This is a genomic window from Halorubrum sp. DM2, from assembly GCF_901686465.1.
In the GTDB taxonomy this organism is placed as follows: domain Archaea; phylum Halobacteriota; class Halobacteria; order Halobacteriales; family Haloferacaceae; genus Halorubrum.
Genome location: NZ_LR594487.1, coordinates 2,858,213 through 2,869,829, shown reverse-complemented (window position 1 = coordinate 2,869,829; position 11,617 = coordinate 2,858,213). Strand labels below are relative to the sequence as shown.

The 11,617-nt window shown below is 69.6% G+C and carries 12 protein-coding genes; 6 read left to right on the top strand and 6 right to left on the bottom strand.

The genetic code is table 11. From position 1 onward, the window contains the following. Nucleotides 1-88: 88 nt before the first annotated feature. Nucleotides 89-1,201, top strand: a complete 1,113-nt coding sequence (locus tag QOL69_RS14385) for a phosphotransferase family protein (RefSeq protein ID WP_283403712.1) — start codon at nucleotides 89-91, stop codon at nucleotides 1,199-1,201. A 57-nt stretch (nucleotides 1,202-1,258) separates the two neighbouring features. On the opposite strand, the gene QOL69_RS14380 is transcribed toward QOL69_RS14385, so the two are convergent. Continuing rightward, nucleotides 1,259-2,056: an aldo/keto reductase gene (locus tag QOL69_RS14380; RefSeq protein ID WP_283403711.1), complete on the bottom strand. Its 798-nt coding sequence runs from the start codon at nucleotides 2,054-2,056 to the stop codon at nucleotides 1,259-1,261. A gap of 98 nt (nucleotides 2,057-2,154) precedes the next feature. On the opposite strand from QOL69_RS14380, the gene QOL69_RS14375 reads away from it, so the two are divergent. Beyond that, on the top strand, nucleotides 2,155-3,108 hold the full coding sequence (locus tag QOL69_RS14375; protein WP_283403710.1) for a transcriptional regulator TbsP domain-containing protein: 954 nt from the start codon (nucleotides 2,155-2,157) through the stop codon (nucleotides 3,106-3,108). Nucleotides 3,109-3,160: 52 nt separating this feature from the next. On the opposite strand, the gene QOL69_RS14370 is transcribed toward QOL69_RS14375, so the two are convergent. Both QOL69_RS14370 and QOL69_RS14365 read right to left on the bottom strand, forming a co-directional pair. Then, nucleotides 3,161-4,681, bottom strand: a complete 1,521-nt coding sequence (locus QOL69_RS14370; protein ID WP_283403709.1) for an aldehyde dehydrogenase family protein — start codon at nucleotides 4,679-4,681, stop codon at nucleotides 3,161-3,163. A 60-nt stretch (nucleotides 4,682-4,741) separates the two neighbouring features. Then, nucleotides 4,742-5,575, bottom strand: a complete 834-nt coding sequence (locus QOL69_RS14365; RefSeq protein ID WP_283403708.1) for an RIO1 family regulatory kinase/ATPase domain-containing protein — start codon at nucleotides 5,573-5,575, stop codon at nucleotides 4,742-4,744. A 120-nt stretch (nucleotides 5,576-5,695) separates the two neighbouring features. On the opposite strand from QOL69_RS14365, the gene QOL69_RS14360 reads away from it, so the two are divergent. Next, nucleotides 5,696-6,844, top strand: a complete 1,149-nt coding sequence (locus QOL69_RS14360) for an acyl-CoA dehydrogenase family protein (RefSeq protein WP_048076704.1) — start codon at nucleotides 5,696-5,698, stop codon at nucleotides 6,842-6,844. 37 nt (nucleotides 6,845-6,881) lie between these two features. On the opposite strand, the gene QOL69_RS14355 is transcribed toward QOL69_RS14360, so the two are convergent. Then, nucleotides 6,882-7,472, bottom strand: a complete 591-nt coding sequence (locus QOL69_RS14355; protein WP_283403707.1) for a hypothetical protein — start codon at nucleotides 7,470-7,472, stop codon at nucleotides 6,882-6,884. A 157-nt stretch (nucleotides 7,473-7,629) separates the two neighbouring features. On the opposite strand from QOL69_RS14355, the gene QOL69_RS14350 reads away from it, so the two are divergent. After that, entirely contained in the window at nucleotides 7,630-8,142 is a 513-nt protein-coding gene (locus QOL69_RS14350; RefSeq protein WP_283403706.1) for a halocyanin domain-containing protein, read from the top strand. 69 nt (nucleotides 8,143-8,211) lie between these two features. Here QOL69_RS14350 and QOL69_RS14345 read toward each other — a convergent pair whose 3' ends face one another. Then, on the bottom strand, nucleotides 8,212-8,730 hold the full coding sequence (locus QOL69_RS14345; protein WP_048076709.1) for a hypothetical protein: 519 nt from the start codon (nucleotides 8,728-8,730) through the stop codon (nucleotides 8,212-8,214). 164 nt (nucleotides 8,731-8,894) lie between these two features. On the opposite strand from QOL69_RS14345, the gene QOL69_RS14340 reads away from it, so the two are divergent. Together QOL69_RS14340 and tenA are read left to right on the top strand one after the other, a co-directional pair. Further along, a complete protein-coding gene (locus tag QOL69_RS14340) occupies nucleotides 8,895-9,170 on the top strand; it encodes a cytochrome C oxidase subunit IV family protein (RefSeq protein WP_283403705.1) in 276 nt (91 codons plus the stop codon). Nucleotides 9,171-9,383: 213 nt separating this feature from the next. Next, nucleotides 9,384-10,043 (top strand): thiaminase II, encoded by a 660-nt coding sequence (gene tenA, locus QOL69_RS14335; RefSeq protein ID WP_283403704.1) that lies wholly within the window; start codon nucleotides 9,384-9,386, stop codon nucleotides 10,041-10,043. A gap of 39 nt (nucleotides 10,044-10,082) precedes the next feature. Here tenA and QOL69_RS14330 read toward each other — a convergent pair whose 3' ends face one another. Beyond that, a complete protein-coding gene (locus tag QOL69_RS14330; protein WP_283403703.1) occupies nucleotides 10,083-11,573 on the bottom strand; it encodes an aldehyde dehydrogenase family protein in 1,491 nt (496 codons plus the stop codon). Nucleotides 11,574-11,617 lie beyond the last annotated feature (44 nt).

The window sequence follows — 11,617 nt, the reverse complement described above, 5'->3', positions numbered from 1 at the left end:
GAAGAATCGACGCGTGTCGCGGGGTTTCACGTGACACGAGAGAATCGATGACAGCAATCTTAACATCGATCGAGCCGGACAGAAGGGCATGGATGCCGTCGGATCGGAGCCGATATCGCGGGCCCTCTCTGCGGCGTTCCCGGACCGGATCCCGGACCGGCTGACCGGCGTCGGTCCCTCGTGGAACGGCGCGAACGAGACGGTCGGCGTGACCTTCGCGGACGGCGGCCGGGCGTTCCTCAAGGTCGCGCTCGTAGACGAGAGTCGCCGCATCGCCCGCGAACGCGCCGTCCTCCGCTACGTCGACGCGCACAGCCCGATCCCGGTTCCCGAGGTGCTGGCAGCCGATCCCGACGGCGACCCGGCGTACCTCGCGACCGCACCGGCGCGCGGCAGAGAGCTTCTGGGCGTCTACGAGGCCGCGATCGACGACGAGCGCGAACGCCTCCTCCGCCGCGTCGGGAGCGCGCTCGCCGCGCTCCACGCCGATCGGTTCGCCCGGCACGGCGAGATCGTGGGAGCGGGAACGGGAACCGGAACGGCGGCAGCGGGCGAGGTGGCTGAGGGCGAAGTGGCTAAGGGCGACGCGGCCGCAAGCGACGCGGCCGGGGGTCGCGATCCGCCGACCGGACTCTCGGTCGAGTTCGCCCCGTGGACGGATGTCCTCCTCGCGACGATCGAGAGGACCCGCGAGATCGGTACCTCCGAACGCCTCGCCGACCACTACGACGCGGTCACCGACTGCGTCCGCGCGAACCGCGACCTGCTCGACGGCGCGCCGGCGGCGCTGCTCCACGGCGACGTCGCGAAGCCGAACCTCTTCGTGACGGCCGACGGGAGCGACGCGACCGGCGACGATGGCGCAGTCGGCGTCGGCGGGACGGGCGTCTCACCGATCGACTGGGAGCTGTCCCACGTCGGCGACCCGGCGCGGGACCTGGTGCGCGCGGAGGACCAGCTTCTCAACGGGTTCGACTCGACCGGGCCGGACCGGTTCGCGGCGGCCCTCCGAGAGGGGTACCGCGAGCGCGCCGGCGGGCTTCCGGCGGGATTCGAGCGCCGGCGGCCCGTCTACGAGGCGGTCAGGATGCTCGGGCGTTCGGGCTTCGTCGACCAGTGGGCGACGTACCTCGACGAGCCGGTCGACGAGTTGGTCGAGCGGGCGGACAGGGAGCTACAAGCGCGGCTCGACGCCGTCTGAGCGCGTCGACTGGTCGCCCCGGTTCCGGGGTTCGATCGACTGCTTCGCGCCGTCACCTCACCGATTCCACGCCGCGTCGTCGGGGTCGATCTGCCGGTCGCCGGGGTCGAGCGCGTCGACGGCGTCGAGGGCGGCCTCCGGGAGGTCGACGTCGACCGCGCGCAGATTCTCCCGCACGTGGTCGCCGCGGGCCTTCGGGATGGGGACGATCCCGCGGTCGAACGCCCACGCGAGCGCGACGACGGCCGGCGAGCAGTCGTTTCGCTCCGCGATCGCGGCGACCTCCGGATCGTCGAGGGTCTCACCGCGCCCGAGCGGGGAGTAGCCGACGAGCCGGTGGTCGAACTCGTCGGCGAGGGCGCGCAGTTCCCGCTGTTGAAAGCGCGGGTGACACTCGACCTGATGGGCCGCGATCGGCGCGTCGAGGGTCTCGTCGGCCTCCCGCAGGAGGTCGGGGGTGAAGTTCGAGACGCCGACGTGGTCCGTGACTCCCGCGTCGCGGAGGTCGTCGAAGGCCGGCAGCGTCGCCTCCGTGTCGTACGCCCGGATCGGCCAGTGGACGTACAGGAGGTCGACGCGGTCGAGTCCGAGCCGGTCGAGGCTCTCGCGGGCCGTCTCGCGGACGTCGCCGGGCGCGAGGTTCTCGGGGTGGACCTTCGTGGCGACGACGACATCGTCGCGGTCGACGTCGCTCGCGGCGATCCCCTCGCCGACGGCGGCCTCGTTGTCGTACATCTGCGCGGTGTCGACGTGGCGGTAGCCGGCGTCCAGCGCCGCGGCGACGGTGTCGGTACAGGTCTCCGGGTCGTCGAGTCCGGAGGTCCCGAGTCCGATCGACAGATCGAGCGGTGGCATACCGTCGCGTTTCCCGCGCGGAGTGAAAAAGGCGCGCGAGCCGGCACGCCGCGAGCGCGGCCGACATCCTTACTCCGTCGCGCTCGTAGGACGGCCCGATGGCGACCGGACCCGCGCTCCCCCTACTCCCCGAGCCGCTCCCGCTCGGAGAGCTTTCTGACCCGCTTCTCGTCGACCCCGGACCGCGGCTGCTGCGGGCCGTCGTCGAGGCGTATCGCGAGGTCGCGCCGGCGCTCGTCGATCCGACCGTCGGGGACCTCGCGAGCGGGGAGAGCAAGGGGAGAGACTCCACTCAGGTAGACCACCTCCCGACGCTGCGCGTACTGGCGGGCGAGTCGGCGATCGACGCCGCGGCCGCGGGGTTCCGGTCGGCGAGTCGGCTCGCGGCGCTTCTGGACGACGGCGCGGTCGACCTCCGCGTCCTCGACGCGCCGCAGCCGAACCCGGTGTTGGCGGGCGACGAGACGGGGTTCGCGCTGATCGGAGGAGAGAACGACGACGCGCCCGCGGGCGACGACGAGAGCACAGTTGACGGCGGAACCGACCGGGACCGCCGGTGGCACCGCGTCGGCGACGACGCCTCGCTCCGCGGGCGCTACGGGCCGGATTTTGCGGACGCCGAGCTGTACCGGCTCCGGACGCCGAGCCGACGGCGGGTGTACGGGGGGTTCGCGTCCCGGTGCGACAAGTCGGTCGCGGTCGCCGTACTCCGCGCGCTCGACGCGCCGACCGATCCGACCGGCGCGGACGACTCCCCCGGGCCGACTGCCGGTCCCGATCCGGAAGAAACCCGGATCCGGACCTACGCTGTCGGGGCCCGCGAGGAGGTCCTCGACCGGACCCTTCGGAGAGCCTGCGAGGACGCGGGACTCGGGAGTCCCTCGACGTTCACGCGGATAAAACGGCTCCTGCGAGAGAGCGACCTGATCGAGACGGCGTCGGAGTCGCAGCCGGTCGGGCGACCCCGAGAGCGGCTCGTCGCCCGGGGTGCGCTCGCGGCCGCCGAGACGGCCGAAGAAACCGTCGCGGCGGTGCGGGGCGTCACAGAGTGATTCGGTGCGGGGCGTGACGGACTGACGCGGAGAAGCCGCCGGGACCGCGGCGTCAGTCGTCTTTCGTCTTGATGTCGGCCGAGAGCCCCTGTGCCATCTCGATCTCCGTCGAGTTGTTCAGGGTCCACGCGGTGCGGTCGGTGACGGCCTCGATCGCCTCCCGGGCGGAGGGGTAGCCGTTGCCGGACTTCTTCACGCCGCCGAAGGGGAGCTGGACCTCAGCGCCGATACACGGGAGGTTCCCGTACGCCAGCCCCAGTTCGGCGCGGTCGCGGTAGTAGTTGATCTGCCGGTAGTCCTCGGAGATGATCGCGCCGGCCAGTCCGTAGTCGACATCGTTGTGGATCTCGACGGCGCGCTCGATGTCACCGTCGTACTCTAGGAGCGCGACGTGGGGGCCGAACACCTCCTCGTGAGTACACCGGAGGTCGGCGTCCGGGTCCGCCTCGTAGACGAACGGGCCGACCCAGTGGCCGTCCGCGTGGCCGTCGGGGATCTCCTCGGGGTCGAGTTCCGTCCGGTCGACGAGGACGTTCACGCCCTCCTCGCGGGCGAGTTCGTTGTACTCGGTGACCTTCTCGTGGTGTTCCGCCTCGACGAGCGGTCCCATGAACGTGTCCTCGTCGAGGGGGTCGCCGACCGCGACCGATTCCGCGATCTCGACGAACCGCGACGTGAACTCGTCGTACACGTCGCTGTGGATGATCAGTCGCTCGGCGGAGACGCAGCGCTGGCCGGTCGTCTTAAACGAGGACATCACCGCGGAGTGGACCGCGACGTCGAGGTCGGCCTCCTCGGTGACGACGACCGCGTTCTTCCCGCCCATCTCGCAGGCCGCCCGCCTGCCGGGCACGCCGCCGAGCTTGTCCTGGATGTGGTGGCCGACCTCCGCGGAGCCGGTGAAGAGGACGGTCGGGACGTCGTCGTTCTCGACGATCGCGTTGCCCGCGTCGCCGAACCCCTGAACCATGTTGAACACGCCGTCGGGGATCCCCGCGTCGTCGAACATCTCCGCGACGATCTGCGCGCACCACGGCGTCTGCTCGGCCGGCTTGAACACGACGGTGTTCCCCTCCACCAGCGCGATGGCCATGTGCCAGTACGGGATCGCGACCGGGAAGTTCCACGGCGTGATACAGCCGGTGACGCCGCGGGGCTTCCGCCGCATGTACGCGTCCTTCGAGGGGATCTCCGAGGGGACGATGTCGCCTTTCGGGTGGCGGGCGTCGCCGGCGGCCCACTCGACCATGTGCGCGGCCTCGACCACGTCGGCTTTCCCCTCCGAGATCTCCTTGCCGCACTCCTTCGAGACGACCGCGCCCAGTTCGTCGGTGCGCTCGCGCAGCTCGTGGTACACGTCCCAGAGGTACTCCGCGCGCTGGATCCGGGAGAGCTCGCGCCACTCTTCGAACGCCTCGTCGGCGGCGGCGACCGCGCGGTCGACATCGTCGGGGGTCCCGCGGTGGAACTCCCCGAGCGACTCGCCCGTCGCGGGGTTCTCGCTTTCGAACGTCTCGGACCCGTCGCCGTCGACCCACTCGCCGTCGATGTAGTGTTGGTACGGCTGCGCCATGGACGCAATATTTGCTGGTCCGGGTAAAAAATCACCTCTCCGTCGGCGGCCCCGCGTCGATCAGCCCGCGTGCGGTCCGTCCCCGGCTCGCCGCTCGCCGTCGGCCCGCTTGTCGAACTCGCCGCGCAGCTCCGCCGCGTCGAACTCGTGGTCGGGGCGGATCGCGACGAAGTCGAGGAAGCGCTCGGCGGCGAGGAGGTCGTCGACGTCGTAACTGCGCAGGCTCGCGTCAACGGCCGCAGCCGCGCCGACCAGCGGTTCGAGCGCCGCGAGCGCGCTCGCGAGGTCGTACGCCCGCGCCGACTCCCGACCGTCCTCGCTCACGCGGGTCGCGTCGATGACGTACAGTTCCTCGTCGGCGACGAGGACGTTCTCGGCGCGGAGGTCGCCGTGCGCGAGGCCGGCGTCGTGGACCGTCCGCAGCGTCGCGAACAGTTCGGGCGCGAGCCGAGCGACGGTCTCCCTGTCCAACTCGCCGAGGGTACGGAACTCGGGGAGGTACTCCAACACGAGGACGCCGAGGTCGCCGACCTCGAACGCCTCGACCGGCTCCGGCGCGTGGACTCCCAGCTCGCGGACCCGCCGGGTCGCCTCCAGTTCGTGCCGCGCCATCTCGTAGGGGGTCTCGTGGCGCTCGAAGAACCCCTCCGTGCCGGCCGAGAACGCGCCGAGGTTCCGCCCGGTGGTGAAAAGCGCGTGGACGAGCGTGTTCTGTCGGGTGATCACCTTCACGAAGAGGTCGTCGTCGACGACCATCGGGGTCGACAGCCAGTTGTCGGCGTCGAGGAACCGGATCCGCATCCCGTCGCGGTCGTACCGCTCCGCCAGCTCGCGCGCGACCCGCTCGATGTCGGGCCAGTCGACGCGACCGCGGACGAGCTGCCGGAACTCCATACCGGCGGAACGCGGCGACGCTTCATAAGTCGTCGGCTCGCGGTCGACGGCGGACGGAACGCGACACGATCTTTCACGGTCGTTCGCATCGTTTATGCCCGCGGGTCGCAATTCTTGCGCATGGACTTCGAGGTACCCGCCGAACACCGGATGATGCGCGACACCGTCCGGGACTTTTGCGAGTCGGAGATCGCCCCCATCGCACAGGAGATCGAGGACGAACACCGGTTCCCCGAGGAGGTGTTCGACTCGCTCGCCGAGCTCGACGTGATGGGCGTCCCGGTCTCGGAGGAGTACGGCGGACTCGGCGGCGACCAGCTGCTGTACGCCCTGATCACGGAGGAGCTCGGGCGCGTCTCCGGCGGGATCGGGCTCTCGTACGCCGCGCACACCTCGCTTGGCGCGAAGCCGATCGACCTGTTCGGCACGGACGAACAGAAGGAAGAGTGGCTCCGCCCGCTCGCCGAGGGCGAGGGGATCGGGGCGTGGGCGCTCACCGAGCCGGGCAGCGGCTCCGACGCCTCGGACATGGACACCACCGCCGAGTACGACGCCGACGCGGGCGAGTACGTGCTGAACGGCACCAAGCAGTTCATCACGAACGCGAACGTCGCGAACTCGATCCTCGTCAAGGCCGTCACCGACTCCGAGGCGGGGTACGACGGCATCTCGACGTTCATCGTCGACCCGGACGAGGACGACGGGTTCGAGGTGACGACCGTCTGGGACAAGATGGGACTCAACAGCTCGCCGACATGCGAGATCGCCTTCGACGACGTGCGGCTCCCGGAGAACCGCCTGCTCGGCGAGGAGGGCGAGGGGTGGACACAGACGATGAAGACGCTCGACGGCGGTCGGATCTCCATCGCCGCGCTCTCCGTTGGGCTCGCGCAGGGGGCCTACGAGGCCGCCGAGGCGTACGCGGGCGAGCGCGAGCAGTTCGGCAGGCCGATCGCGAAGTTCGACGCGATCCGCGACAAGATCGTTCACATGTACCGGCAGATCGAGCGGGCACGGCTGCTCACGCACAAGGCGGCCACGCGGTACGACGCGGGCGAGTCGGTCACGAAGGAGTCGGCGCTGGCGAAGCTTGACGCCAGCGAGGCGGCCCGCGAAGTGGCTGAGGAGGCGGTTCAGACGCTCGGCGGCTACGGCTACACGACCGACTTCGCCCCGCAGCGGTTCTACCGCGACGCGAAGCTGATGGAGATCGGCGAGGGGACGAGCGAGATCCAACACGTCGTCATCGGGCGCGAACTCGGCCTCTGAGCGGTCCACGCGATCGGTGGCGTCGCCGCACCGGCCGTCACGAGAACTCCACGAGGTCGTCGTCGACGCCGCGCAGGCTCTCCGCGAGCCGCGACCCCTCGGGGACCGCCCGGAGGAACGGCTCCGACCCGAAGCGGACCTCACCGTTGACGGACACCAGACCGAGGTCCGCGGGGTCGCCGTCGAGTCCGGTGAGGAACGCGACGGTGCGGACCGCGGGCACGTCGCCGGCCCGCGCGTCGGGGTTGACGGAGCCGTACAGGGTGCGGTTGACCGCGACGTGGTGGACGCAGGTCGGCGTCGGCGCGAAACACAGCAGGTAGCGAGCGCCCGGCTCGCTGCGGCCCAGCTTGGGTCGGAGGGCGTGGCGGTCGTCGTCGTGGAAGTACCGCTCCATCCGGCGGTACTGCCGGAGGATCTCGTTCGCGCCGGTGGCGCGGCGGACCGCGGCGTCCGCCTTGAGTTCGACCACGCGGTCGACCGGCTCGGGCGTCCGCGTCCGAACGAAGAGATCCGCCACCCCCTCTCGCCCGTCCGCCTCGTACGGCTCTTCGAGCCGGATCGCCGGGTCGTCGGCCGTCGCCTCGTAGTGTTCGACGAGCCGGGTCGCCAGCGCGTCTTCGCGCATGGATCCCGGGACGAGACGGAGGGCGATAAACCCGACTCTCGGCGGCGCACGCCGAGCGGCGCTTCGGGCGGGATCGGTCGCGTCGCGCGCCCCGCCGCGTTCCCACGAACCGAGAGCCATCACGGGGTTTGTAAGGCTACAGCCCCTACAGTCGATGATGTCTGATAAACTGTCCAGACGGCGGTATCTCGCCGGAACCGGAGCCGCGCTGACCATCGGGACGCTCGCCGGCTGTTCCGGCGGCGGCGACGGGTCCGACGGCTCGGACGGCGGTGACGGGTCCGACGGCGGCGACGGTGGCGACGTGCCGACCGAGATCGACGAGTACCTTGCCGACGCCAACCAGTACGACGGGTCCATCGAGGACCTCACCGGACAGGACCAGGTCACCGTCGAGGTCGGGACCGGCGACGTCGGCTTCGGATTCTCGCCGGCGGCGATCCGGATCGACTCCAGCACGACCGTCGTCTGGGAGTGGACCGGGAACGGCGGGGGCCACAACGTGGCCTCCGTGGAGGACTCCGAGTCCGACTTCGACAACGGTGAAACCGTCAGCGAGGAAGGGTACACCTTCGAGCAGTCGTTCGACAACACCGGCATCCAGCTCTACGAGTGCACTCCGCACTCGGCGAACGGGATGCTCGGCGCGATCGAAGTCGTCGAGGCCTGATCCGCACACCGCGGACGGGTTCGGGACGCGAACGCGATTTTTTCCGACGGCGCGAGAGTCACCGGAGACTCACGAGAGGAACGACCAGCGGACGTCGACGATCCGGTCGTGCTCGCCCGTGACCGTCGGCCGCGCGAGGTGGTCGTTGGCGTTGACGCCGGCGTCCGCCAGGTGAGCGAGCGCCTCGTCGAGCGTGCGGTCCGAGCGCTCCACGCCGGCGTCGCGCACGTAGGGGGCGTCGAGCGGCTCCGCCCGGGAGTTCGAGATCTCGATGTCGTCGGTGAGGTCGCCGCCGATCGCGTGCGGCGGCTGGTGGAAATGCCAGTCGCCGACCGTGAGGAACAGCCACACGTCGCCGTTGATGGCGTGGTACTCGCCGGTGACCCGCTCCGCGTCGTACGCGACGATACGCGAGAGGACGGCCGTCTTGAGCCGGTAGAGCGCGTCCTTTCGCGCCGATCGGACGTTGCTCTCGGTGACGTCGCCGCGCTCGTAGGCGGCGGTCGCCTCGTCGGCGAACTGCTTCGCGACCTTGTTGACGACGTACAGCGATTCGAGCAGATCGTCCGTCGGTTCGAGCGGGGTCACGGCGGGATACCGGTCGTGTACTGCGACCGCCCGAACGTCCGACCGTCGCGGGCATAGGCGTTTCGGGATCCGTGACGACGACTACGGAGCCGCGCCCGCTCGGTCGACGCAAACGACCCCCGGATGGTTAATTCTTTAAGCGCAGGGACGAAGAGGAAGGCAAGATGGGGCACGACTCCGTAAAACTGTACTCGGCGATATACGTCGCACTCTTGGTAGCGGCGACGCTGAACTTCCTCCTCTTTGAGTCTTCGTTCGTCGAGTTCACCTACGCACAGGCGGTCGCCGGCACGCTGGTGATAGCGACGGTCAAAACGCTGCTCATCGTCTCGTACTTCATGCACCTCCGGTCGGAGAACCGCTCGCTGACCTACCTGATGGGGATGGCACTCGCGCTCACCATGCTGCTGATGGCTGCCGCGACGTACTCCATCTCGTAGACGCGCCGTCGTCGCACCGACTCGCGGACGCACCGCTGTTCCGATTCGTTTTCTCCGTCACCTGACCCGTTTTCGACGCCTCTCTGGCGGTCTCGTCGTCGCCGTGATCCGTTTCGATGTCGCTCTCGACACCCGTGATCCTCCGCTTCCCTGTGTATTAATTAGTGGTATTAGTTAGTTATATCACGGTCGCACTTCGATAGTGAGTCGTCTATGGCGTTCAGCGACCGACTCCTCGACGCCGGATCTGAGATCTGGGACGCGCAGAAGGAACACCCGTTCGTCGTCGAACTCGCGGACGGCAGCCTCGACGAGGCGGCGTTCCGTCACTGGGTGAAACAGGACTACCGGTACCTGCTCGACTACGCCCGCGTGTTCGCGCTCGCGGGGGCGGCGGCGGACGACGAAGAGACGACCCGGCGGCTGACGGGGACCGCGCACGCCACCCTCGCGGACGAGATGGACCTCCATCGGTCGTTCGCGGCCGAGTACGGGCTCTCGCCCGCGGACCTGGAAGCCGTCGAGAAGGCACCGACCTGCGCCGCGTACACGGACTTCCTCGTGCGGACGGCCCACGAGGGATCGATCGCGGAGATCGCGGCCGCCGTCTACCCGTGCGGACAGGGGTATCTCGACGTGGCCGACCACATGGCCGACCTCGCAAGCGGGGAGCACCGGTACACCCCGTTTATCGAGAAGTACACGAGCGACGCGTTTCGCGAGACGGTCGCGTGGATGCGCGAACTCGTCGACCGGTACGGGGAGGCGTACCCGGGCGAGCGCGACGCCATGCGGGCGGCGTTCCTGCGGAGCGCCCGGCTCGAACACGCGTTCTGGGGGATGTGTTACGACCGGGAGGAGTGGTCCGTCTGAGGCGGGAGAGACGGGCCGGATCGGAATCGGTCCGTGCCCTCAGAACGGGTACTCGCGCGGGTCGTGCTGGATCGAGATCCACTTCGTCTCGGTGATCTCGTCCAAGAACGCGTCGCTGTTGTAGTGGCCGACGCCGGACGCGCCGATCCCGCTGAACGGGACGTGCGCCTCGTCGTTGATCGGCTGGTCGTTGATGTGGACGTTGCCGGTCTCCATGCGGTCGGCGATCTCCTTGGCCGTGCCGAGGTCGCCGGAGTGAACCGCCCCGGAGAGTCCGTACTCCGTGTCGTTGGCGATCGCGACCGCCTCGTCGACGTCCGAGAACGGGATCACGGGCGCGATCGGGCCGAAGTGCTCGTTCGCCGCAGCGGGCATGTCGTTCGTCACGCCCGAGAGGACCGTCGGCGCGACCACGAGCGAGTCGTCGACGCCGTCGACGTCGACCGTGTGGCCGCCGGTCTCCAGCGTCGCGCCCGCGTCGACCGTCTCGTCGACGTAGCCGAGCATCTCGTCGCGCTGCGATTCGTCGATGATCGGCCCGACGATCGTTTCCGGGTCGTGGACGCCGCCGGCCGGCAGCGATTCGGCGCGGTCGACGAGGCCCGCGACGTACTCGTCGTAGATGTCCTCGTGGACGACGTGGCGGTTGATCGAGATACACACCTGCCCCTGGTGGACGAAGGAGCCGAACGCGGCCCCGTCGAGCGCGCGGTCGAGGTCGGCGTCCGCGGTGACGACGTGCGCGTTGTTCCCGCCGAGCTCCATCGCCGGGACCGCGAGGTTCTCGCCGGCGAGGCCCGCGACGCGCTTGCCGATCTCGGTCGAGCCCGTGAAGGCGACGACGTCGCTCTCGGGGTGGCTCGCGACGCGGTCGCCGATCTCCGAGCCGCGGCCGGTGACGACGTTGATCACGCCCTCGGGGAGGTCGGTCTCCTCGAACAGCTTCGCGAACAGCAGGCCGCCGGTGATCGGGGAGTTCGTCGACGGCTTGAGCACCACCGAGTTACCGGCCGCGATCGCCGGCGCGACCGCCCGCATCGAGAGGTTCAGCGGGAAGTTCCACGGCGAGATAACCGTGACGACGCCCTTGGGGCCCACCTGAAGCTGGTTCTCCTTGCCGGGGATGTTGGAGGCGGCGTGTTCGCCCTTCATCCGGCGGGGGAGCGTCGCGGCCTCGCTCGCGTGGTCGGCCGCGATCTGGATCGACGTCTCACCCATGATCGCCGAGCCGCCAACCTCGTACTCCAGCAGCTCCATTATCTCGTCGGCGTGGGCGTCGAGCGCGCCGAGGAACTGCTCGACAACTTCCTGCCGGTGCGCGGGCGGCTGCTCGCCCCACGACTCCTGCGCCTCGGCGGCGGCCTCGTAGGCGGCGTCCACGTCGGCCTCGGTTCCCGAGGCCACCTCGGTCACCGTCTCGCGCGTCGAGGGGTCCTCGACGGCGATGGTCTCGCCGCTCTCGCTCGCCCGCCACTCGCCGTCGACGTAGAGTTCGTCCCAGTCCGCGTCGATCGATAGGTCGGTAGTCATTACAGTTTACCAAACGGTAGAAAAGGCAAAGAGGGGAGAGGTAG